The sequence below is a fragment of the Serratia sp. CY83965 genome (assembly GCF_052166375.1).
GTDB lineage: Bacteria > Pseudomonadota > Gammaproteobacteria > Enterobacterales > Enterobacteriaceae > Serratia > Serratia marcescens.
This window is the reverse complement of record NZ_JBJNOV010000004.1, coordinates 128,041-151,242: the sequence shown is the minus strand read 5'-3', so window position 1 is coordinate 151,242 and position 23,202 is coordinate 128,041. Positions and strand designations below refer to the sequence as shown.

Genomic DNA, 23,202 nt, shown 5'->3' with positions numbered 1-23,202 from the left:
CTAAATTCATAAATCTACGCGCGGCCGCGCCCTAACCTTGCTCTTCGGTGCCGATATGTTGAAAGAAAACGTTAACGACCTGATCGCTTTCCTGATGGTGGCCAGAGAACGCAGCTTCACCAAAGCGGCGGCGCAGCTTGGCGTTTCCCAATCGGCGCTCAGCCACGCTATACGCGGGCTGGAAGAGCGCCTGGCGCTGCGCTTGCTCACGCGCACCACCCGCAGTGTCGCCCCTACCGAGGCCGGTGAGCGGCTGCTCAACAGCATCGGTCCGCGCTTTGCGGAGATAGAAAACGCGCTGAACGCGCTGGGTGAAATGCGCGATCGCCCGGCCGGCAACATCCGCATTACCGCCGGCGAACATGCGGTGGATGCGGTGCTGTGGCCGGTGCTGCGCACTTTCCTCATCGATTACCCGGACATCAACGTGGAAATCACCGTCGACAATAGTCTGGCCGACATCGTCGTCGGGCGTTTCGACGCCGGCATCCGGCTGGGGGAACAGGTGGCGAAGGACATGATCGCGGTGCGCATCGGGCCGGACATGCGCATGGTGGCCGTCGCCTCACCCGCCTATTTCGCCCGTCACGGCCTCCCCGCCACGCCGCAGGCATTGCAAAACCACCGTTGCATCAACATGCGTTTGCCCACCCTCGGCGGGCTGTACGCCTGGGAATTTGCCCGCGATGGCCGGGAGATCAAAGTACGTGTGGAGGGGCAACTGACCTTCAACAGCCTGCGCCAGCGGATCGACGCTGCGCAGCTCGGCCTCGGTATCGCCTTTGTGCCGGAAGACAGCGTCGCCGAGCCGTTGGCCGACGGGCGGTTGCAGATGGCGCTGGACGACTGGTGCCCGCCGTTTCCCGGTTATTACCTCTATTATCCAAGCCGCAGGCAACACACCACCGCCTTTGCGCTGCTGATTGAGGCGTTGCGGCGCGGGGCTTAACGCCCGACGTTTTTCTGCAGATGCGCCGGGTAACGATCGCCGATCACGTCGATAGCGGAGAGCGCGCGCTCAATCTCGCCCAGTTCGTCCGCCGCCAACACCACCGACGCCGCCGCGAGGTTCTCTTGCAGCCGATGACGCTTGGTGGTTCCCGGGATTGGCACGATCCACGGCTGTTGCGCCAACAGCCAGGCCAAGGCGATCTGCGCCGACGTCACGCCCTTGCGCTGCGCTATCTGCCCCAGCACGCTCACCAGCGCCTGATTGGCCCGGCGCGCTTCGGCGCTGAAGCGCGGCACCAGGTTGCGAAAATCGCCGCTGTCAAAGGCGGTGTCTTCGGTGATGGCGCCGGTGAGAAAGCCCTTGCCGAGCGGGCTGAACGGCACCAGACCGATGCCCAGTTCCGCCAGCGTCGGCAAGATTTCACGCTCCGGCTCGCGCCACCATAGCGAATATTCGCTTTGCAGCGCCGTAATCGGCTGCACCGCATGGGCTCGCCGGATGGTTTGCGCTCCGGCTTCCGACAAGCCGAAGTACTTCACTTTCCCTTCGCGAATCAGTTGCTGCACCGTACCGGCCACCTCCTCGATAGGCACTTCGGGATCGACGCGATGTTGATACAGCAAATCGATCGTCTCTACCCGCAGGCGCTTCAACGAACCTTCCACCGCCCGGCGAATATGCTCCGGACGGCTGTTCAACACCTGTTGCCCCGCCGGCTGCGGCAGATCGAAACCGAACTTGGTGGCGATGACGACCCGATCGCGCACCGGCGCCAGCGCTTCGCCCAACAATTCCTCGTTGGTGAACGGACCATAAATCTCGGCGGTATCGAAGAACGTCACGCCCTCGTCAACCGCGGCGCGGATCAGATCGATCGCCTGCCGTTTGTCGGTGGCCGGGCCGTAGCCAAAACTCAGCCCCATACAGCCCAGACCCAACGCCGATACTTCCAGCCCTTCTCGCCCTAACTTGCGTGTTTGCATCTTCACTCTCCCACTGAATGATACCGGCTCCGCCTGACGCGGCGCCGCTCCGGTGTGGTGACTGTAAAAGGCGGCTGCCGCCATGACTATGGGGCAAAATACGCTTGAGCTTATGAACCAGGCTCATGAATCCGTTAACCGTTGCTGGGACCAGCGTTTTTGCGGGAACGTTCCTGCCCGAGATACTCTATACTGATGTCAGGATGCCTTACCCTTTTCGTTTAGCGTCATGTAGATGGAGCGACAGATGGCTAACTCTGAATCGACCTGCGATTCCCTTTCAATACCAGTGGCAGATTTATCCCATGACCAATAAGAAAAGCGCCGTGCTGACCCCGGCTGCAATGCTATTGCTACATCCCATGTTTGCCAGCCAGGCGCTGGCGGCAGAAAATAATAAAGAGAAAAGCGACACCCTGGTGGTGATGGCGCAACCCACCGGATTGACCGAGCTGGGATCGCCGGTGTCCGTCAGCGTGATCGACGGCCAGGACCTGCGCAACGCCGCCCCGCAGATTAACCTGTCGGAAAACCTCGGCAGCGTGCCGGGCCTGCAGCTTCAAAACCGGCAAAACTATGCGCAGGATCTGCAGCTGTCGATACGCGGGTTCGGCAGCCGTTCGATGTTCGGCGTGCGCGGCGTGCGCATGTACGTCGACGGCATTCCCGCCACCATGCCCGACGGCCAGGGACAAACCTCCAACATCGACATCAATTCCGTCGAACGCATCGAGGTGCTGCGCGGCCCCTATTCCGCGCTGTACGGCAACGCCTCGGGTGGGGTGATCAATGTTGATACGATTACCGGCACCCAGCCGCCTACGCTGGAGGCCGGCGGCTATTTCGGCAGCGACAACACCTGGCGCTACGGGGTGAAAGCGACCGGCGCCACCGGCGACGGCACCCAGGCCGGCGACGTCAACTACGCCATTTCGGGTACCCGCTTCACCACTCAGGGCTACCGCGATCACAGCGCCGCGCGGAAAAACCTCGGCAACGGCAAGCTCGGCGTGCGGCTGGACGACGTCAGCACCCTGACGCTGATGTTCAACAGCGTCTCGATTGACGCCGGCGATCCGGGCGGCCTGACCGAAGCGGAATGGAAGGAAAACCCGCGCCAGGCGCCGCGCGCGGATCAATACAACACCCGCAAATCGCTCGATCAAACCCAGGCCGGCCTGCGCTATCAGCGCCAGATGAGCGAGCGCGACGAACTGACGCTGACCGCTTACCACGGCGAACGCCACACCACGCAGTACCAATCGATCCCGATGGGGCCGCAGCTCAACCCCACCCACGCCGGCGGGGTGATCGTGCTGGAAAGAAAATATCAGGGCATTGACACTCGCTGGAAGCATGAGGATACTCTCGCATCGTTACCGGTAACACTGATCGGCGGTCTGGATTATGAAACCATGACCGAACGCCGCCAGGGGTTCGAAAACTTTATTCTGCGAGACGGCACAGTGGACTACGGCGAGAAAGGCGACCAGCGGCGCAACGAGAAGAACCGCATCTGGAACCTGGATCCTTACCTGCAAACCTCCTGGCAACTGACGCCACACTGGACGCTGGACGCCGGCCTGCGCTACAGCACGGTCAGCTTCGACTCGACCGATTACTACATCACGCCGCGCAACGGCGACGACAGCGGCAGCAAACGCTACCACCAGTGGCTGCCGATGGGCTCGCTCAACTACAAGATCAACCCGGCGTGGAACGTTTATCTCTCCGCCGGCCGCGGCTTTGAAACCCCGACCATCAACGAACTCTCCTACCGCCCCGACGGCCAGGCGGGCCTTAATATCGGCCTGCAGCCATCCACCAGCGACACCGTCGAACTGGGCAGCAAACTGCGCCTCGGCAACGGCCTGGTGAGCGCTGCGCTGTTCCAGACCGATACCGACAACGAGCTGGTGGTGGCGGAAAGCAGCGGCGGACGCACCAGCTACGCCAACGCCGGCAAAACCCGGCGGCGCGGCCTGGAGCTGGCGCTGGATCAGGAGTTTGCGCTGGACTGGCGGCTGCATATGGCCTGGACGCTGCTGGACGCCACCTACCGCAGCGAAATGTGCGGCAAAGCCGGCTGCACCCCCGCCGGCAATCGCCTGCCGGGCATCGCCCGCAACATGGGCTACGCCTCGCTGGCGTTTGCGCCGCCGGAAGGCTGGCACGCCGGCGCGGAACTGCGCTACATGAGCGACATTCAGGCCAATGACGCCAACAGCGCGCAGGCCCCCACTTACACCGTGGCCGGCGTAAACGCCGGCTATCGCTTTACCTGGGACCGCTGGGCGCTGGACGTGTTCAGCCGGGTGGACAATGTTTTCGATCGCCGATACGTCGGTTCGGTGATCGTCAACGAAGGCAACGGCCGCTACTTCGAGCCGGCGCCGGGGCGCAACTGGGGTGGCGGCGCCACCTTGTCTTATCGCTTTGAATAAGGCAAAGCACCTTAAGGTTAAAAAACGGGATGGGTTTTACGTCACCCTAGCGGCTTCTCGCTGAAATAATAGGGAGAAACCGCGTGTTTTTTCCGATTTGGCTTAATCTCTAAATCGGGGACTTTCATTTTTGGTAAGGGTATTGCTATGCAAAATAAAGCGTCACTATCGCCGCTTATCGTCATAACGGCGCTGTTTGCCGCGCTGAGCGGGCTTTATCTGCTCGGCGGCGGCATTTGGCTGGCCAAGTTGGGCGGTTCGCTGTATTACATCATCGCCGGGCTGGTGCTGCTGGCGACTTCCTGGCTGCTGTTCCGCCGCCGCGCCACCGCGCTGCTGCTGTACGCGGTATTTCTGTTGGGCACCACTATTTGGGCCCTGTGGGAAGTGGGCCCGGACTTCTGGGCGCTGACACCGCGCCTGGACGTCACCTTCTTCTTCGGCCTGTGGTTGGTGTTGCCGTTTATCTACCGCAAGCTGGTGGCCAACGGCAAATTCGCCTACGGCGCGCTGAGCGCGGCGCTGGCGATCACCGTCATCGCGTTGGCCTATGCCGTGTTCAACGATCCGCAAGAGATCAACGGCACGCTCGACGCCGCGCAGGTACAGCCGAAAGACGCCACCGGCGCCGACTGGCCGGCCTATGGCCGCACCCAGGAAGGCACCCGTTACTCGCCGCTGAGCCAGATCAACGACAAAAACGTTGGCCAGCTGCAAGAAGCCTGGCGTTTCCAGACCGGCGATCTGAAGACCGCCAACGATCCGGGTGAGATCACCAACGAAGTCACGCCGATCAAAATCCGCGATACCCTTTACATGTGTACGCCGCACCAGAAGCTGTTTGCGCTGGATGCCGCCACCGGTAAAGAAAAGTGGAAGTTTGATCCGCAGCTGAAATACAACCCAACCTTCCAGCACATCACCTGCCGCGGCGTGTCTTACCACGAAACCGCCGCAGCCGCAGGCGCCACAGGCGATGCCGCACCGGCAATGTGCGCACGCCGCATCATTCTGCCGGTCAACGACGGCCGTCTGTTCGCGCTGGACGCCGAAACCGGCAAACCCTGCCCGGATTTCGCCAACAACGGTGAGCTGAACCTGCAGAGCAACATGCCGTATGCGACGCCGGGCCACTACGAGCCGACCTCGCCGCCGGTGATCACCGATAAAGTGATCGTCATCGCCGGTGCCGTGACCGACAACTACTCCAACCGCGAGCCTTCCGGCGTGATCCGCGGCTTCGACATCAACAGCGGCAAGCTGCTGTGGGCCTTCGATCCGGGCGCGAAAGATCCGAACGCCATCCCGGCGGACGAGCACCACTTCGTGCCGAACTCGCCGAACTCCTGGGCGCCTGCCGCCTATGACGCCAAGCTGGATATCGTTTACCTGCCGATGGGCGTTTCCACTCCGGACATCTGGGGCGGCGATCGCACCCCGGAAATGGAACGCTACGCCAGCGGCCTGTTGGCGCTGAACGCCTCCACCGGCAAACTGGCCTGGTTCTATCAGACCGTCCACCACGACCTGTGGGATATGGACGTGCCGGCGCAGCCGACCCTGGCGGACATTACCGACAAGAGCGGTAAAAAAGTGCCGGTCATCTATGTGCCGACCAAAACCGGCAACATCTTCGTGCTGAACCGCACCAACGGCGAACTGGTGGTGCCGGCACCGGAGAAACCGGTACCGCAAGGCCCGGCCAAGGGCGATCGCCTGTCACCGACCCAGCCGTTCTCCGAACTGACCTTCCGTCCTGAGAAGAAACTGACCGGCGCCGACATGTGGGGCGCGACCATCTATGATCAGCTGGTCTGCCGCGTGATGTTCCACAGCCTGCGTTATGAAGGCACCTTCACCCCGCCTTCCGAGCAGGGCACGCTGGTGTTCCCGGGTAACCTGGGCATGTTCGAATGGGGCGGCCTGGCCGTCGATACCGATCGCGAAATCGCCATCGCCAACCCGATCGCGCTGCCGTTCGTCTCCAAACTGATCCCGCGCGGCCCAGGCAACCCGATTGAGCCGCCGGAAGGCGACAAAGGCGGCAGCGGCACCGAATCCGGCGTACAGCCGCAGTATGGCGTGCCGTTCGGCGTCACCCTGAACCCGTTCCTGTCACCGTTTGGTCTGCCATGCAAACAGCCGGCCTGGGGTTACATTTCCGCCGTGGATCTGAAAACCAACGACATCGTGTGGAAAAAACGCATCGGCACCGTGCGCGACAGCTCACCGTTGCCGCTGCCGTTCAAAATGGGCATGCCAATGCTGGGCGGCCCGGTGACCACCGCCGGTAACGTGTTCTTCATCGGCGCCACCGCAGACAACTACCTGCGCGCCTTCAGCGTGACCAACGGTGAAAAACTGTGGGAAGCGCGCTTGCCGGCCGGCGGCCAGGCGACGCCGATGACCTATGAGGTCAATGGCAAGCAGTACGTGCTGATCTACGCCGGCGGCCACGGTTCCTTCGGCACCAAGCTGGGCGACTACGTGGTCGCTTACGCTCTGCCCGATCAGAAGTAACTACCGCCGTTAGTACCCCGCAAAGCACGCCGCAAGGCGTGCTTTTTCTTTTTACGCCACCGCCCGATGCCCCCTTGCAATACCCTTAATTTTTTCACCCCCCACCATTGATAATGGTTATCATTCGCAATATTATAAATGCATGGCCCCGGCAGCGGCCTGTAATCCTTGCAATACAGCGATCGGCCGCCTGCCGGCGGCCTTATTCGGAGGCGCATGGTCGACCATACTCGGAAGCATCGAAAGAAAATTCTGCAAGCGGCGGTGAGGACGCGGCGCGCCGGTCTGCCGTTCGCGGCGGACTCCCCAGCCACCCCGCCCTTTATTGCGTTGCCCCATCCGCCGAAGGCCGTGCTGGTGCACCTGGTCGGCCATGATGGCGCACAGGAGGGGCGAGAATGAACCTGCAACCCTTTACCGCCATGCTGATGTTCGCCTACGTGCTGCTGATGGTGCCGCTGCTCTACGTCATCGACAGCCGCCTGAGCGCCAGTAAACTGGTGCGCAAAGCCACGCAAAACCTCATCATCATCGCCTTGACGCTGTTGTTCTTCAGCGCGATGACGCTTTTATACTGAGTCCACCTCGCCGGTGCCCCGCGGCCGGTTACCCGGCCTCCCGGCGTTTGGCCCGCGGGTATTTCCACAGCCAGCGTCCGCTGACCATGCGCCAGTAGAACAAGGCGCCGCGCACCGCCCAATCGAGGAACATCCCCAACCAGACCCCCACCACGCCCATGCCCAGTTCGATACCCAGCGCGTAACCCGCCACCACGCGGCAGCCCCACATGCCGAGCATCGTCACCCACATGGCAAAGCGGGCGTCGCGCGCGCCTTTCAGCCCGGCGGGCAACACCCAGGAAGCGGCCCAGATCGGCATAAAGGCGGCGTTGAGCCAAATCAGGGTTTTCACCACCGTTTTCACGTCATCCTGCGAGGTATAAAACGCGGCGAATACCCCGGCCAACGGCGCCGTGCCCCAGGCGATAGCGGTCAACCCAAGGGTAGACAGCCAGAAAATATGGCGCAGCTGCCGTTCCGCCTGACCGATCTCGCCTTTGCCGAGCCGCCGGCCGACGATGATGGTCGAAGCCGAGCCCAGCGCGTTGCCCGGCAAGTTGATCAACGAAGCGATGGAGAAGGCGATGAAGTTACCGGCGATCACGTTGGTGCCCATGCCGGCGACGAACATCTGCGTCAACAGTTTGCCGCCGTTGAACAGCACCGATTCGACGCTGGCGGGAATGCCGATCCCCAGCACTTCCCACAGGATGCTCATCTTCAGCGGCGTGAAATAGCTTTTCAGCGTGATGTGCAGCGCCGGATTAAAACCGATCGCCAGCACATAGAGGATGGCAATGGCGCCGATATAGCGGGAAATCGTCAGCCCCAGCCCGGCGCCGACGAAGCCCAGCCCGTGCCAGCCCAGCATGCCGTAAATCAGGATGCTGCTGATGATGATATTGAGGATATTCATGCCGCCGTTGATCAGCAGCGGGATCTTGGTGTTGCCCGCGCCGCGCAACGCGCCGCTGCCAATCAGCGCAATCGCCGCCGCCGGGTAGCTCCACACCGTGGTTTGCAGGTAAGAGAGCGCCAGCGCTTTCACTTCCGGCGAGGCCGCACCGGCGATCACATCAATGATAGGCTCACCCGCCAGATGAATGCCCGCCGCCAACAGCAACGCCACACCGGTCATCAGGACCAGCGACTGACGCGCCGCCGCCCGCGCGCGCCGGCGATCCCGCTTGCCGAGGCTGAAGGCCACCACCACGGTGGTGCCGAGATCCACCGCGGCGAAAAAGGCGATGATCACCATGTTGAAGCTGTCCGCCAGCCCCACCCCGGCCATCGCCTCTTTGCCGAGCCAACTCACCAGAAAGGTGCTCAGCACCCCCATCAACAGAACGCAGGCGTTCTCCAGAAAGATCGGCACCGCCAGCGGCGTGATTTCGCGCCAGAACAGCACGCGGTAGCTTTTCCGTTTGGCGTACCAAGGCGTATTTTCCACGCGCTGACGCAGTGCGGCATACAGGTTCAAGGTGGGCTCGATGGATAAAAGTGAAACATCATTTCAAATGATGAGCGATAAATCGTTATCCTGCAAAGAATTTTTGGGCGCCCGTGGCGAGCGCCCGACAGGCACACCGTAGCGCTACTCCATGTAGTCTTCCTGATCGGCCTGCGCCGCCGCAATAAAGCGCGCGGTGCTGCGGCTGAGCGTGGCGCATTTGTCCGTCAGCAGCTGATCACCCTGTTGCAGAGTCAGGTAACGCGCCTGGGTGAGCGCCGGCAACTGCCGATACCCTGCCGCATGCGTATCCCAGCCGCGGTGCTGCGCTGCACGCATCGCAGTGCGTTGCAATTTCACGTCGTCCGGCACGTCGCTGCGCCCGCAGTCCACGCGCAGGAAATGCCCGCCGGCCAGCATCAGAGCGATGTGATCCAATTGCGCCTGCAGCGGCGGCGCCGGTTGGTGCGCCGTCTGCTGACAACCCGCAAGCAGCAGCAACGCCGCCGCGCCGCAAAGAGACGTGCGAAACAGAGTAGACATGGACGCTCCCGGAAACCTGTGGGTGATGCAATGATCTTAGGTGAGCGGATGCCGGGCGGCAAGGCGGGCAGCACGCTTAGCGCCGGCCGCTGCTGACCTTGGTGGCGCGGGCGGGGTTGCCGGCGACAAATTCCAGCGTGGGGGAATAGTAAAACGGCAGCCAGGCGTTATAGCCGCTCTCCCACTCCCATTTGACCGGGCAGGGCCACAGCATGTCTTCATGCAGGATGTAATAGATCCACCGCCCGGGCGGACGGCGCGGTTTGCGCATTTTCATAGCGAGTACGACGGCCTGATGACGTGCGATAAGGTGAACTGCTGCATTTTACCGCGATTTGGGCTGCGGGGACAGCCTGCGTTGCCGTGCGAAGCGTCCGCTAAACCTCACCCGGTGATTCGGCGTAAAGCCCGCCGTTTTACTGATCCAGGACATGTTTTGTATTTATCTTGCAGATATATTGATTAAAAATCATTCCTATTCAGGAGGAAGGGCCATGGTTAAGTCATTGAATGCGGCATTCACGCGCCTTTTTGATCGCCCGGACGCCGGCAAGTTGGCGCTCAGGCTGACCTTCGGCGGGCTGATGCTGTTTCACGGCGTGGCGAAGATTCAGCACGGCGTCGGTTGGATCGCCGGTGCGTTGCAGGATCACGGGCTGCCCGCCTTCATCGCCTACGGCGTGTATGTGGGGGAGATCCTGGCGCCGATACTGATCATTTTGGGGCTGTTCACCCGCCCCGCTGCGCTGGTTTACGCCTTTACGCTGGTGGTGGCGTTTTTGATGGTGGGCACCGGCAAGGTGTTCAGCGTCACCGACGTCGGCGCCTGGGGCATTGAAAACGAGCTGGTGTTCTTTATGGGCGGGCTCGCCATCCTGCTGCTGGGCAGCGGCAAATACGCGATCGCGCGCAATGAAGCCTATCGGTAAGCCGTGCAATCCATAAGGAGGTTCCTGATGGCGAACCTCCTTTTTGCACGCTTAAGGTTGGGTGAGCAGCGTGTTCGCCATGAAAGACAATAAGGCGGTCGATTCGGGGAAGGCCGCGCGATTCTCGGTGACCGCGCGATCAAACCGCCAGTTCATGATGTAAACCACGGGCGCAGTCGGATATTGATTAATAAAATCCCAATACAGTTGAATTTGCGCATGCAGTTGCTGGTCGTTCATTCCTAACGATGCCGTAGAAGGCGGTACCAACACCCACTTTTGTCCGGCTGCGCTTATCGGCGCCAGGCGATTGTAGGTACTCCACATATCCGCCACCGACCAGTTGTAGTTATCCACCCCAACCCAATCTGGCGTGCTTTTTACATTGGTCGGACACGCGGTCGCGGGCGCGCCCTGCTGTATTTCACGGATCCATTCGGCGTTATTGGCATGTCGGTAGGACAAGATGGTGTAGACGGGGATCGCGACCCCGTACTCCTGCATGGCCTGTCGCAGGGTGCAAACATAGCTGGAGTATTGGTAAGCGTCATATTTTCCCCCGGTCTGTAAGGCAGGAACGTCGAACGGCTCATCGATGAAATAAATGGCGCCGGGCTTATATTTGGCTTCGGCGATCTTCTTGACCACCGTCCAGATGGCGTTCCAGGAACCTGCGGCCTGGCAGGTGCTGTTCGAGACCGCCCCAGGGCAGATATCGATAAACGGCGAGCCCGATACCGCCCCCGAACCAGCCTGAATGTTCACGGCGCAAGTCCCCCCGGCGCAAACGGGCAGATTGAGGCTTGCCAACGTGTGCACCACATTCAGATTGGTCATACTGAAGCCGGTGCCGGTAATCACCTTAAGCGCCTCTGTGGCGCTGAAAGACGGCGTGGCGGTTTCATAAAAGTCCAGCCAGTCATAGCCGTAATACTTGATATTGGCGTTGGGGCTCGCCGCCAGCGCATTGGCGCCGATCAGGCACCAGCACAACAGTGCAAAACGTTTCAACATACTCTTCTCCTTCAAACCCTCGTCGATGTTAGCCAAAGGTGGACGGCAAACGGCGCCGCCAACCGGAAACACCATCGTGGCACCGGCTATCGGCGGTGGCCCGTCGTTTGCGTTGTGCTACGGCAGAACGAACACAGGTCAGATTTTAGGAATATGTCACGTCGGTTTTCTTGCTGAGCGGCAAGGAGATGCGGGTAAAAAAGAACCGTAGAGGAGCCCGGCGGGAATCGCGCTTCATAAGCTGAACCGCCGACTATCGGTCATCAACTCTCGGCCAGGCGGTATACCGGAACCTTGCGCGTGGTGCCGGTCAGGGTGTCGAAGATCTCCGTTTCCGCCGTCACGATCGCCATGCCGGTTTTTCTTAGCCTGCGCACCTCGGCGGCAATGCGCTGTATGCCGAACCAGAACAGTCCGTCCAACGCCGTGACCCGCAGCCCCTGCTCCAGCGCCAGCTTAAGTCGCTCACGCGGCGCCTTGAGCGCTTTGGCGATTTCCCGGTAAGGCAACGCGTCCACGCCCGACGCCGAAGTGCGGTGAATACGGGTCGACAGGCCGTATTGGAAGGCCTCAGGCACGTCGCTTAAATCGCTTTTCAGGCTGTAAACGCAGCCAAAGCGCTTGCCGTTGAACACCACATTTTTTTGACTGATCGACAACTCATCGCGCAGGCCGGCAATCAGCTGCGGCGCCCGCACCAGCAATAAACGAAACGGCAATTCGAAACTGGTCACATAGTCCACGTTGAGCAGCGCAATGCGCAGACGCTGTTCCGCCCCGGCCTGCGTCTGGCGACACTCGTTCAACACCTCGCTCCACTGGCGCGCGAGCCGCGGGGCTTCATCCAGCGGCGCGAAGTGGTATTTCTCGATGTGGTAGTCGATCCTTTCATTCATGTCCGTTGGCCCCTGCGTCAGTCATCATGCCCTCAGCAAATTACCTTACCCGCGGGCAACAGTACAACACCGCATCGCGCTGCAGGATACGGAAAAATCGGGCCGTATACGCACCCCGGCGCGATCACCCACGGTTAGTCGTGCAACAGCAGCGATATCTCGTCGGCGGCCGAGCGCAACAAAGGCAGGTGGTGCTGATGCAAACGCTCTGCGGAAACCTGGCCGGCATGCACGCCGACGTTCAACGCCGCGGCGATGCGGCCGTCCGGCGTGGTGAGCGGCACCGCCAGTGAACGCAGGCCAATCTCCAGTTCCTGATCGTTGATGGCATATCCCTGCTGACGCACGCGCGCCAGCTCTTCCCGCAATGCGCTGACGCTCACCAGGGTATGGCTGGTGTAACGCAGTTGAGTCAATCGCGCCAAATAGTCATTCAACGTCTCACTGGCGAGCCCGCTGAGCAGCACCCGCCCCATCGACGTCGTGCTGGCGGGTAAGCGACTGCCGACGTGCAAATCGATGGTCATGATCCGCGAAGTTGATGCGCGGGCGATATAAAGAATGTCATCGCCGTCCAATATGGCCATGGAACAGGACTCATTGAGCGTCTGGCTGAGTTGCCTCAACACCGGCTGCGCGGCGTTGGCCAACGGCGAAGCCCCCAGCCAGTTGTGACCCAGCGACAAGACGCGCGGGCGCAGCTCATAATTCTTACCGTCTTCCGCGTACACAAAGCCCAGCTTACTCAGGGTGTAAAGGCAGCGGCGCACCGCCGCGCGCGGAATGCCGGTACGCTGGCTAATCTGCGACACCGACATCAGCCGCCGCTGCGGCGTAAAAGCCTGCAGGACCTCCAATCCTCGCGCCAAAGAGGCCATAAAGTCGGGATCCCCCTTCCAGGGATCGGTGCTGCTGCGCGTAATTTCCTGTTCTTTTTCCATTCTCGTTACCCCGCTGTCTGCCTGAAATATCGGTGTGCCGACGATCACAACCTGCGAATGCCTCTCAAAGAATAGCCGATAATCGCACACTTTTTCGATAATCGGTATTGTTTGCCCGAAAGGGACGATCTACTTTTCCCATTGACGATAAACACTCCCCCGGCGGGCGCCGAATGAAAGGAACAACAGATGATCGATAAAAGTGTGGCCACTCTGGAAGACGCCGTGTCCATCATTCCGGACGGTGCGAGCATCATGATTGGCGGCTTTGGCCCCGCGGGACAGCCGCTGGAACTGATCGATGCGCTGATTGAACGCGGTGCCCGTGAGCTGACGGTAATCAGCAATAACGCCGGCAACGGCGACAGCGGCCTCGCGGCGCTGCTCAAGACCGGCTGTGTGCGAAAGATGATTTGTTCCTTCCCGCGCCAGGCCGATTCGTGGGTCTTTGACGACCTTTATCGCCGCGGCGCGATCGAACTGGAACTGGTGCCTCAGGGCAACCTTGCCGCCCGCATGCAGGCCGCCGGCAGCGGATTGGGCGGCATTTTCACCCCAACCGCCTTTGGCACGCCGCTGGCGCAAGGCAAAGAAACGCGTGAAATCGACGGGCGGCATTACGTGTTTGAAACGCCCTTAAAGGCGGATTTCGCCTTGATAAAGGCCCATCGGGGTGACCGCTGGGGCAATCTGGTTTACCGCAAAGCGGCGCGTAATTTTGGCCCGGTGATGGCGATGGCCGCCGCCACGACGATAGCGCAGGTCGCTGAATTGGTGCCGCTGGGCGCACTGGATCCGGAAAACGTGATAACGCCGGGCATCTTCGTCCAGCGCCTGGTGGCGGTGGCGCACCCCGCGACCTTTTCCCTCTCTGCCTGAGGAGTCATAACATGCAAAAATTAACCCGCGACCAATTAGCCCAACGGGTAGCGCGCGATATTCCGGAAGGCGCCTACGTCAACCTCGGGATTGGGCTTCCGACCCGCATCGCTAACTACCTGCCCGCCGACAAAGAGGTGATTCTGCACAGCGAAAACGGCCTGCTCGGCATGGGGCCGTCACCCGCGCCGGGCGAAGAAGATCCGGAACTCATCAACGCCGGTAAAGAACTGGTGACCTTGCTGCCCGGCGGCAGTTATTTCCATCACGCCGACTCTTTTACCATGATGCGCGGCGGCCACCTCGATATCTGCGTGATGGGGGCGTATCAGGTCTCGGCTGCCGGCGATCTGGCCAACTGGAGCACCGGCGCCGAAGACGCGATCCCGGCGGTGGGCGGCGCCATGGATCTGGCCATCGGCGCGCGCAAAGTCTATGTGATGATGGACTACCTGACCAAGACCGGCGAATGCAAGCTGGTGGAACAGTGCAGCTATCCGTTGACCGGATTGGCCTGCGTCAGCCGCATTTATTCGGATATGGCAATCATTGATATCACCCCGGACGGCCCGCAGGTGCGGGAGCTGTGTCCGGGGCTCACCTTTGACGCGCTGCAAGCGTTAACCCCGATACGTTTACTGCAATCTGACTTGATCCCCGCTTGAGGAAATCGCCATGCAACAGGCTTTTATCTGCGATGCCGTTCGTACGCCATTCGGCCGTTACGGCGGCGCATTATCCGCGCTGCGCGCCGACGATTTGGCCGCTCTGCCCCTGAAGGCGCTGCTTGCCCGACTGCCGCAGTTGGATCCCCACGCCATTGATGACGTTATTCTGGGGTGCGCCAACCAGGCCGGTGAAGACAACCGCAACGTGGCGCGAATGGCGCTGCTGTTGGCCGGGTTGCCCCACACCGTGCCGGGCACCACCCTCAATCGCCTGTGCGGTTCGGGATTGGACGCGGTAGGCATGGCGGCGCGCGCCATTAAATGCGGCGAAGCGGAGGTCATCATCGCGGGCGGCGTGGAAAGCATGTCGCGCGCGCCCTTTGTCACCGGCAAAGCGGACAGCGCCTTCAGCCGATCGCTGAAAATGGAAGATACGACGATGGGATGGCGCTTTATCAACCCGCAAATGCGCGCGCGGTTCGGTGTCGAAACCATGCCTGAAACCGCCGAAAATGTGGCTCGCGATTTCGCCGTCAGCCGCGCCGATCAAGACGCCTTTGCATTGCGCAGCCAACAGCGCACCGCCCGCGCTCAGGAGCTGGGTCTGTTTGATGAGGAACTGATCGCCGTCAGCATTCCGCAACGCAAAGGCGAGCCGCTCAGCCTGGTTCGCGACGAACATCCCCGCAGCACCTCTTTGGCCGCGCTGTCCGCCCTGAAAGGCGTCGTGCGCCCCGAGGGGAGCGTCACCGCCGGCAACGCCTCGGGCATCAACGACGGGGCCAGCGCCCTGCTCATTGCCAGCGAACGCGCGGCGGTGCAGTATGGACTCGCCCCGCTGGCGCGTGTGGTCGGCATGTCCGCCTGCGGCGTAGAGCCGCGCATCATGGGTTACGGGCCGGTTCCCGCGGTCCGCAAAGTGCTGGCGCAAACCGGTTTGAGCCTGGCGCAAATGGACGTCATCGAGTTGAATGAAGCCTTTGCCGCCCAGGCGCTGGCCGTGACGCGCGCCCTGGGACTGCCGGATGACGCGGAGCAGGTCAACCCTAACGGCGGCGCTATCGCGCTGGGGCATCCCCTGGGGGCATCCGGCGGCAGGTTGGCCATGACCGCCGCTTATCAACTGCGGCGCACCGGCGGGCGTTTTGCCCTGTGCACCATGTGCGTCGGTGTCGGGCAAGGCGTCGCCTTGATTCTGGAACGGATATAACGAATGTCTCTCTATAGCGCAATGTTTATGGCTTCCCCATTAACGCCCTGCTTCAGCGACACGGCGCTGCTGCAGGGCATGCTTGATTTCGAAGCCGGTCTGGCGCAGGCCCTGGCGTCTGCAGGGATTACCGATGACGCGTCCGCGCGGATCATACGCAGCCACTGCCAGGCGGAAAAGCTCGACGCCGCCGCGCTGACGCAGTCCGCCGGATTGGCGGGCAATTTAGCCATTCCCCTCGTCAAACAATTGACGGCGTTGGTGGCGCAAACCTCACCGGAAGCGGCGCGTTTCGTTCACTGGGGGGCGACCAGTCAGGATGCGATTGACAGCGGGCTGGTGCTGCAACTGCGCAGCGCGCTCGATAAAACCGACGCGCTGCTCAATCAGCTGATTGCGGCGCTGACGGCGCAATGCCGGCGCCATAGCGCAACGTTAATGGTGGGCCGCACCTGGCTGCAACACGCTTTGCCAACGACGCTGGGGCTGAAGCTGGCCGGCACGCTGGACGCCTTGCTGCGCTATCGGGCTCGTCTGGCTGAAATGCGGCCACGCGTGCTCGCGTTGCAATTCGGCGGCGCGGCCGGCACGCTCGCCTCGCTCGGCGAACAGGGCGAGCGCGTTGAGCGGGCGCTGGCGCAAGCGCTGGCCCTGCCGCGCAGCGCCACGCCGTGGCATACCCAACGCGATCGGTTGTTGGAGCTGGCGAGTTGGTATGCCGGCCTGACGGGCTCGCTCGGCAAGCTGGCGCGCGACATGTCTTTGTTGATGCAGACCGAAGTCGCTGAAATCAGCGAACCGTCGGCCCCCGGACGCGGCGGCTCTTCCACGATGCCGCATAAGCGCAATCCGGTGCTCTGCGCCGCCATCCTCAGCGCGGCCAACCGTCTGCCTGCGTTGATGTCCGGATTGTATGCCGGCCTGGTGCAGGAGCACGAACGCGCGCTGGGCGGCTGGCAGGCCGAGTGGCAAAGCCTGCCGCAGCTCCTGGTGCTGAGCGGGGCAGCATTGGCGCAAAGCCTGGATCTCATTAACGGTCTGGAGGTGCATGAAGCGGCGATGCGGCGCAATCTGGCGCTGACGCAAGGGCTGATCATGGCTGAATCGGTTACCCTGGCCTTAGCCCCCACCCTCGGCCGTCAACAGGCGCACCATCATATAGAACGGTGCTGCCGGCAAGCCCTGGCCACCCAGCAACCCCTGTTAACCCTCCTGTGCGCCGATGCGGAAGTCTCTTCCCGACTCAGCCGGGAAACCCTGGAAACCTTGCTCGATCCGGCCAATGCCACCGGCAGCACGCAGCGTTTCATTCAACAAGTCCTGGCGATGGCCGAGAGGGAGCAATCATGTTGAATTATGTCCTTGAGGGGCCTGAAAACGCCCCGGTTATTCTGTTTGGCAACTCGCTGGGCACCTCATTGGCAATGTGGCAGCCGCAGCGCGACGCGTTCATCGCCCACTATCGCATTCTGCGCTACGACGTTGCCGGCCACGGCGACTCTGCGCCCGATGAACAGCCCGGCTCGCTGGCGCGACTGGGTGAACAGGTGCTGTCCCTGCTGGACACTCTGGCGATTGATCGGGTGCATTTCTGCGGCATCTCCATGGGGGGGCTGACGGGGTTATGGCTGGCGCGCTTTCATGCCGATCGCTTGCTGACGCTGACGATCGCCAATAGCGCCGCGAAAATCGGGGTGACGGAGCATTGGCGAGAACGCGCCGCGCAGGTGCGCCAGTGCGGCATGTCCGCCGTCAGCGATGGCGCGGCAGCGCGCTGGTTCACCTCGGCATTTTGCCAATCCGCCCCCGTCAAGGTGCAAACCGTCGTGCAACAGCTCACCGCCTGCGATCCCGAGGGCTATGCCGCTTGCTGCGACGCGCTGGCGACCGCCGATTTACGCGCCGAGCTGGCAGGCATCCGCGTTCCGACGCTGGTTATCGCCGGACATGAGGATGCGGTAACGACCGTCGACGATGCAAAAGCCTTGGCGGCAGGCATTCCCGACGCGCAATGCGTCATCCTGCCCGCCGCCCACCTGTCCAGCATCGAAGCCTGGCGGGCATTTAACCGCGCGTTCCGGGCCTTTTTGGATGAGCAGCTCACGCAGCGGCAACGTTATCAGCAAGGCCTGACGGTGCGCAGAGCGGTGTTGGGCGATGAGCATGTCGATAATACCCTCGCGGCGCTGTCGCCGCTCAACGAGGAGTTTCAGCATTTCATCACTCGCTACGCCTGGGGAGAAATATGGACGCGTCCGGGCTTGTCGCGCCATACCCGTAGCCTGATCACCATCGCGATGCTGATCGCCTTGAATCGCGAAGCTGAGCTGAAAATGCATATCCGGGCCGCCTTCAATAACGGCGTCACGCGTGAAGAGATCAAAGAAGTTCTGATGCATGCGGCGCTTTACTGCGGCTTACCCGCCTCGAACGCCGCTTTTCATCTGGCGCAGTCCGTCTTTGCCGAACACGACGCCGGGCGGCGATCGGACGACTAGAAGACGCGGTTATACCGGTACATCCAGCACCCTTTGGCGCAGCGCAGCAATCAGGCGCTGCTGCTCAGGGGACGAGAGCGCCTCTTGCCGGGTAATGATGCCCAGCGGCTCGGCCATGCCCTGGGTAGGCAACGGCAGCGCACGCAGGTGATTGCTGAACAAGTCGTCACGCACCGCGCCGTAAGGCACCAGCCACACATAGCCATACTGTAGCGTCAGGCAGCGCGCCAGCGTAACCGACAACGTCTCGACGCACCCTTCCGGCACCGCCAGCCCGTGGCTGACAATGAGCGCCTCCGCATTCTGACGCGGCACCGTACCCCGTGGGGAGAGCACCAATGGCCAGCTCAACGCCTCCGCCAGCGAGACATCCGAATGCAACAGCGGATGATGAGGAGCAACCACCAGCCGCAGCGTTTCATGATACAGCAGCTCGAAGTTGAGCCCTTCCATGCGGGAGGGGTCTGACATGCGCCCGATGCCTAACGTTAATTGCCCCGATCTCACCGCCATCATCAGCGCATCGTTGGCCAGCGTCGTAACCTGCATGCGCCAGCCGGGGGATTGCTGCTGCAACCCCACCACGACCGGCGCGACCAGGCTCACCAGCGTGGTGGGCAGCGCGCCGATATGCAGCGGCGCCGGCAGCGCCTCGCTGTCCGAGGCAAGCGTGCGCCCCAACACATTCAGCGCATCCAAAACGCGGCTGGCATCCTGCAGGAAACGCGTTCCGGCGGCGGTCAGTTCCGCCCCCTGCCGATTGCGCGAAAAAAGGCGCTCGCCGGCCAGGCTTTCCAGTTCGTTGAGCGTTTTAGAGAGCGCGGGCTGCGTGATGCCCAATTGCTGTGCGGCGCGCACCAACGTCCCCTGTTGCGCGGTAGCGACAAAGGCGTGCAGATGACGAAGGCGGATGCGTTGGCTAAAGCGAGAAGTCATGTTCATGATTTATAGTATTAACTTGCCGCCGGCGCGGCAAGCTCATTGTCAGGGCGAACGGAGGATCAAATATCAAAAAAAACGGTTTCGTTCTCGCCCTGTAACCAGATGTCGAAATGGTACACCGTCTGATCCCCGCGCTGCCGCCTTTGCGCCAATAACGTGCTGCGCCGTTTTTCCCACTCGATGAGATTCAACACCGGATCTTCGGCATTGGCCGCCTGTTCGTCGGCAAAGTAGAGACGCGTGTTCAACCCGATGTTGATGCCGCGGGCCACTATCCACAGATTGAGATGGGGCGCCATCAACCGGCCGTCGCGCCCCGTCACGCGCCCCGGTTTAATCGTCTCGAATTGCCACAGGCCGCTGGTGAAATCCGAACAGGTTCGCCCCCAGCCGCGAAACGCCGGATCGTCGGGCTTATCCAACTGGCCGTCGGCGGGGTGCTGATATCGCCCGGCGGCATTGGCCTGCCAGACTTCGACCAGCGCGTCTCGAACCGGCGTGCCGGAACCGTCATAGACATGCCCTTCCACCACGATGCGCTCCCCACGCGTCTCCGGTTGCGTCAACACATGGGTAAAATTACGCTCGAAAATATCAAAGCCGGCGGCATGCGGTGCCAAACCGATGTGCACATAAGGCCCGGCGGTTTGCGAGGCCGTTTCAGACAAATACTTTTTCATCACGCGGCTCCCTGTGTACGGTTCTCAAACCACGTGGCTCGATGGCCTCGCAGCACCAGATCGAAGCGGTAAGCCAGACTGTCCAGCGGCACGGCGGCGTGCATATCCAGCTCGGCAATCAGCGTGCGCATCGCATCGTCACTGCCTACCGACTGCAAGATGGGGCAGCGAACGAGCAACGGATCGCCTTCGAAATACATCTGCGTGATCAAGCGCTGCGCGAACGCCTCGCCGGAGAGCGAGAAGTGAATATGCGCCGGACGCCAGTCGCTGACCTGATTGCGCCAGGGATACGGGCCCGGCTTGATCGTACGAAAACAGTAATACCCGTTGTCGTCGGTCAGCATCCTGCCGCAGCCGCCAAAGTTGGGATCGATAGGCGCCAGATACTGATCTTTCTTGTGACGATAGCGCCCTCCCGCATTGGCCTGCCATACCTCGACCAGGGCGTTGCGCACCGGCGCCCCGAAGGCATCCCGCACAAATCCATGCACGATGATCCGCTCGCCGATCGGTAAGCCGTCTTTGGCGTAATTCAGAATCAGATCGTGATCCAGCGGGCCGATATCCGTTGGCGTGAAGACGGGGGCGGTCAGTTCAGACAGCGAGTTTTGCAATGAAATTAATGCATTGCGCGGCGACCGCAGCACGCTGGTTTTATACAGCGGCGCCAGCGCCGGCGGGTGATGACTGTAATCGCGATGCACCAGTTCTCGCGCCATCCAATCACTTTTCATCCCGGTATCCTTATTATTTGAGGGTACATGTCGACAGAGTGTAGGAAGCGCAATATGTAAAAGTAAAGTGAGAAAACCGATCGCTTTATATAACCAAAGGTAATGGAATGTTCTGAATTGACGAAACATTTCATTTGGTCCATAACATGATTCAATTCCCGTCGGTGGTCCGCCTCGCTGCTGAATGGTCGCTTTCAGGTCATCCATGACCGCTTAACTGGAGGCAATGATGAAACGTTCTATCGCGACGGTCTCGGTATCGGGTTCGCTGCCGGAAAAACTGCGGGCTATCGCCGCCGCAGGCTTTGATGGCGTCGAAATTTTCGATAACGATCTGGTCTACTACCCCGGCTCACCGGCGGAAATCCGTGAGTTGTGCGCCGAACTGGGCCTGGAAATTTTACTGTTCCAACCGTTTCGGGACTTCGAAGGAGGCTCGCGCGAAACGCTGGCGCATAACCTTTCCCGCGCGGCGCGCAAGTTCGAAGTCATGCAGCAACTGGGCTGTTCTCGCATGCTGCTCTGCAGCAATGTCTCGCCCGACAGCAGCGAAGATATGGCCACGCAAGTGAGCGATTTGCGCGCGTTGGCGGAGTTGGCCGCCGAGTATGATATTACTGTCGGTTATGAAGCGCTGGCCTGGGGACGTCACGTGAATATGTGGCGCGACGCCTGGGCGCGCGTGAAGGCCGTAGATCATCCGGCGTTGGGGATCATTCTCGATAGTTTTCATATCCTGTCGCGCGGCGATAACCTCGATGGCCTCGAGGACGTGCCGCCCGAAAAAATCGTGTTTGTCCAACTGGCGGACGCCCCGCTGTTGAAGATGGATGTGCTCGCCTGGAGTCGCCATTTCCGCTGCTTCCCCGGCCAAGGGGAGCTGAATCTGACCCAGTTCATGACCCAACTTTCCGCGCATGGCTATCGCGGCGCCTGGTCGCTGGAGATATTTAACGATGGTTTCCGCGCCTCGCCGGTGCTCCCCACGGCCCAGGACGGTTTCCGATCGTTGTTGTGGCTGGAGGAGCAAACCTATGACTGGTTGGCCAAACAGCCTCTGCTGCCCAACGCCATGGCCTCGCTCATGGAACGTTCCTTATTCCATTCGCAGCCGCATCCGCCCTTGCTGGCGCTGGAGTTTATCGAATTTGCCGTCTCGCACAACGACGGGCTGGCGATGGGCCAATGGCTGACGCAGCTGGGATTGGTTCACGCCGGCGAGCACCGCTCCAAAAGCGTCGCCCTCTATCGCAACGGCAAAGTGAATGTCATTCTGAATGCCCAGCCGGAAAGTCAGGCCAGCGGCTATTATCACCTGCACGGCATTTCCCTGTGCGCCGTGGCGTGGCGGGTGCGCGGCGTAGCGCGTTTACTGCAACGGGCGCAAGACTACGGGTACGCCATCTGGCAAGGAGAAACCGGCCCCAACGAGCGGCAAATCCCCGCGCTGTGCGCACCGGACGGCAGCCTGATTTATCTGGTGGAAGCGGACGAAGATCCCAAGAACGATATTTATCACGCTGATTTTCATCTGACTCATCGCAGCGCGCCGCCGCCCGCGCTGCAAAGCATCGATCACCTGGCGATTGCGCTGGCGGATGAATCGAGCGGCAACTGGATCATGTTCCTGCGCAGCGTGCCGGGTTTTGTGCAGGACAACGAGTGGGAATTGCCCGATCCGCTGGGTTTGGTTCGCAGCCGCGTCTTGCGCAGCCCCAACGACGCCATCCGGCTGCCGCTGAATATGTCGGTGAGCCGGGAAACGCAAATCGCCCAGGCGCTAACCGCCTATCAGGGCGCAGGCTTGCAGCACGTCGCCTTTGGCTGCGAGGATCTGTTCAGCATGGTGAAAGCGGCGCAGGCGCGCGGATTAAAAACGCTGCGTATTCCCGATAACTACTATCACGATCTCAGAGCGCGTTTCGATCTCGACCCCGCTTTCCTCTCACAGCTGCAAGCGGGCAATGTGCTCTACGATCGAGACGATCAGGGCGGTGAATTGCTGCATGTCTACACCGTGCCCTATGAAAAAGGCCGCTTCTTCTTCGAACTTCTGGAGCGCCGAGGCGGCTACCGCGGCTTTGGGGCCGCCAACGCCCCGGTTCGGCTCACCGCCATGCATTAATCACGCGGGCCATCAAGGCCCGCCTGTTCTTCCATCTTACTGAAAAGGTTAATGACCGCGCTCACACTCTCAGTGGCCTCCGGCACTGCCATTCTCACGGCAATCCCTTTTCATAACATAAAGTTAACACTGCCTCGTCACTCACCGCCGGCTCAATTGTCCGATAAACGCACATTTTTTCGATTATCGCCGTTTAACGTCCGCCCAGGGGCTGCTTATAGTGATGACACT

21 protein-coding genes are annotated in these 23,202 nt (G+C 61.2%); 11 read left to right on the top strand and 10 right to left on the bottom strand.

Features of this window, described 5'->3' with window-relative positions:
* Window positions 1-55 precede the first annotated feature (55 nt).
* Window positions 56-949: a LysR family transcriptional regulator gene (locus tag ACJ8PL_RS11555; protein WP_016927175.1), complete on the top strand. Its 894-nt coding sequence runs from the start codon at window positions 56-58 to the stop codon at window positions 947-949.
* Here the strand turns inward: ACJ8PL_RS11555 and ACJ8PL_RS11550 are convergent.
* Window positions 946-1,935: an aldo/keto reductase gene (locus tag ACJ8PL_RS11550; RefSeq protein ID WP_015378370.1), complete on the bottom strand. Its 990-nt coding sequence runs from the start codon at window positions 1,933-1,935 to the stop codon at window positions 946-948. The two genes, ACJ8PL_RS11555 and ACJ8PL_RS11550, sit on opposite strands and share 4 nt — an antisense overlap.
* A gap of 305 nt (window positions 1,936-2,240) precedes the next feature.
* Between ACJ8PL_RS11550 and pqqU the strand changes: the two genes are divergently transcribed.
* The 3 genes from pqqU (at window position 2,241) to ACJ8PL_RS11535 (ending at window position 7,477) form a co-directional block, all read left to right on the top strand.
* Window positions 2,241-4,379 carry a TonB-dependent receptor PqqU gene (pqqU, locus tag ACJ8PL_RS11545; protein WP_176062978.1) on the top strand — a complete coding sequence of 713 codons (2,139 nt, stop codon included), beginning with the start codon at window positions 2,241-2,243 and terminating at the stop codon, window positions 4,377-4,379.
* A 147-nt stretch (window positions 4,380-4,526) separates the two neighbouring features.
* Window positions 4,527-6,899 (top strand): glucose/quinate/shikimate family membrane-bound PQQ-dependent dehydrogenase, encoded by a 2,373-nt coding sequence (locus ACJ8PL_RS11540; RefSeq protein WP_004935255.1) that lies wholly within the window; start codon window positions 4,527-4,529, stop codon window positions 6,897-6,899.
* 398 nt (window positions 6,900-7,297) lie between these two features.
* Window positions 7,298-7,477: a hypothetical protein gene (locus ACJ8PL_RS11535; RefSeq protein WP_015378373.1), complete on the top strand. Its 180-nt coding sequence runs from the start codon at window positions 7,298-7,300 to the stop codon at window positions 7,475-7,477.
* Window positions 7,478-7,505: 28 nt separating this feature from the next.
* Here the strand turns inward: ACJ8PL_RS11535 and ACJ8PL_RS11530 are convergent, their stop codons facing one another.
* The 3 genes from ACJ8PL_RS11530 to ACJ8PL_RS11520 form a co-directional block, all read right to left on the bottom strand.
* The gene (locus ACJ8PL_RS11530; RefSeq protein ID WP_004935263.1) at window positions 7,506-8,939 is read right to left on the bottom strand and encodes an EmmdR/YeeO family multidrug/toxin efflux MATE transporter; all 1,434 of its coding nucleotides are present in this window, start codon (window positions 8,937-8,939) and stop codon (window positions 7,506-7,508) included.
* A gap of 114 nt (window positions 8,940-9,053) precedes the next feature.
* On the bottom strand, window positions 9,054-9,452 hold the full coding sequence (gene gspS, locus ACJ8PL_RS11525; protein WP_016927171.1) for a type II secretion system pilot lipoprotein GspS: 399 nt from the start codon (window positions 9,450-9,452) through the stop codon (window positions 9,054-9,056).
* A 76-nt stretch (window positions 9,453-9,528) separates the two neighbouring features.
* Window positions 9,529-9,729, bottom strand: coding sequence for a hypothetical protein (locus tag ACJ8PL_RS11520; protein WP_016927170.1), 201 nt, complete (start codon window positions 9,727-9,729; stop codon window positions 9,529-9,531).
* A gap of 217 nt (window positions 9,730-9,946) precedes the next feature.
* Here ACJ8PL_RS11520 and ACJ8PL_RS11515 point away from each other — a divergent pair, with 217 nt between their 5' ends.
* On the top strand, window positions 9,947-10,381 hold the full coding sequence (locus ACJ8PL_RS11515; protein ID WP_016927169.1) for a DoxX family protein: 435 nt from the start codon (window positions 9,947-9,949) through the stop codon (window positions 10,379-10,381).
* 51 nt (window positions 10,382-10,432) lie between these two features.
* Here the strand turns inward: ACJ8PL_RS11515 and ACJ8PL_RS11510 are convergent, their stop codons facing one another.
* From ACJ8PL_RS11510 to ACJ8PL_RS11500, 3 genes are all read right to left on the bottom strand, one after another.
* Entirely contained in the window at window positions 10,433-11,395 is a 963-nt protein-coding gene (locus tag ACJ8PL_RS11510; RefSeq protein ID WP_079451543.1) for a hypothetical protein, read from the bottom strand.
* A 263-nt stretch (window positions 11,396-11,658) separates the two neighbouring features.
* Window positions 11,659-12,291, bottom strand: a complete 633-nt coding sequence (locus tag ACJ8PL_RS11505; protein ID WP_016927167.1) for a helix-turn-helix domain-containing protein — start codon at window positions 12,289-12,291, stop codon at window positions 11,659-11,661.
* Window positions 12,292-12,425: 134 nt separating this feature from the next.
* Window positions 12,426-13,232 carry an IclR family transcriptional regulator domain-containing protein gene (locus tag ACJ8PL_RS11500; RefSeq protein WP_016927166.1) on the bottom strand — a complete coding sequence of 269 codons (807 nt, stop codon included), beginning with the start codon at window positions 13,230-13,232 and terminating at the stop codon, window positions 12,426-12,428.
* 189 nt (window positions 13,233-13,421) lie between these two features.
* On the opposite strand from ACJ8PL_RS11500, the gene ACJ8PL_RS11495 reads away from it, so the two are divergent.
* Genes ACJ8PL_RS11495 through pcaDC form a run of 5 tightly spaced genes read left to right on the top strand, consistent with a single transcriptional unit; the run spans window position 13,422 to window position 18,487 of the window.
* Complete coding sequence (locus ACJ8PL_RS11495) at window positions 13,422-14,111, top strand: 3-oxoacid CoA-transferase subunit A (protein WP_016927165.1); 690 nt, start codon at window positions 13,422-13,424, stop codon at window positions 14,109-14,111.
* 11 nt (window positions 14,112-14,122) lie between these two features.
* On the top strand, window positions 14,123-14,776 hold the full coding sequence (locus tag ACJ8PL_RS11490) for a 3-oxoacid CoA-transferase subunit B (RefSeq protein WP_016927164.1): 654 nt from the start codon (window positions 14,123-14,125) through the stop codon (window positions 14,774-14,776).
* Window positions 14,777-14,786: 10 nt separating this feature from the next.
* Complete coding sequence (gene pcaF, locus ACJ8PL_RS11485; RefSeq protein WP_047574595.1) at window positions 14,787-15,989, top strand: 3-oxoadipyl-CoA thiolase; 1,203 nt, start codon at window positions 14,787-14,789, stop codon at window positions 15,987-15,989.
* A gap of 3 nt (window positions 15,990-15,992) precedes the next feature.
* Window positions 15,993-17,342: a 3-carboxy-cis,cis-muconate cycloisomerase gene (locus ACJ8PL_RS11480; RefSeq protein ID WP_028128139.1), complete on the top strand. Its 1,350-nt coding sequence runs from the start codon at window positions 15,993-15,995 to the stop codon at window positions 17,340-17,342.
* Window positions 17,333-18,487, top strand: coding sequence for a bifunctional 3-oxoadipate enol-lactonase/4-carboxymuconolactone decarboxylase PcaDC (gene pcaDC / locus ACJ8PL_RS11475; RefSeq protein WP_028128140.1), 1,155 nt, complete (start codon window positions 17,333-17,335; stop codon window positions 18,485-18,487). Before ACJ8PL_RS11480 ends, pcaDC begins: the two co-directional genes overlap by 10 nt.
* 9 nt (window positions 18,488-18,496) lie before the next feature.
* Here pcaDC and ACJ8PL_RS11470 read toward each other — a convergent pair whose 3' ends face one another.
* From ACJ8PL_RS11470 to pcaH, 3 genes are read right to left on the bottom strand one after another with little or no spacing between them, the layout of a single operon-like run.
* Window positions 18,497-19,429: a LysR substrate-binding domain-containing protein gene (locus ACJ8PL_RS11470; RefSeq protein WP_028128141.1), complete on the bottom strand. Its 933-nt coding sequence runs from the start codon at window positions 19,427-19,429 to the stop codon at window positions 18,497-18,499.
* 59 nt (window positions 19,430-19,488) lie between these two features.
* On the bottom strand, window positions 19,489-20,109 hold the full coding sequence (gene pcaG / locus ACJ8PL_RS11465) for a protocatechuate 3,4-dioxygenase subunit alpha (RefSeq protein ID WP_016927159.1): 621 nt from the start codon (window positions 20,107-20,109) through the stop codon (window positions 19,489-19,491).
* Window positions 20,109-20,846 (bottom strand): protocatechuate 3,4-dioxygenase subunit beta, encoded by a 738-nt coding sequence (gene pcaH, locus ACJ8PL_RS11460; RefSeq protein ID WP_016927158.1) that lies wholly within the window; start codon window positions 20,844-20,846, stop codon window positions 20,109-20,111. The genes pcaG and pcaH overlap by 1 nt, the downstream gene beginning before the upstream one ends.
* 229 nt (window positions 20,847-21,075) lie before the next feature.
* Between pcaH and ACJ8PL_RS11455 the strand changes: the two genes are divergently transcribed.
* Window positions 21,076-22,971, top strand: a complete 1,896-nt coding sequence (locus tag ACJ8PL_RS11455; RefSeq protein WP_442531171.1) for a bifunctional sugar phosphate isomerase/epimerase/4-hydroxyphenylpyruvate dioxygenase family protein — start codon at window positions 21,076-21,078, stop codon at window positions 22,969-22,971.
* Window positions 22,972-23,202 lie beyond the last annotated feature (231 nt).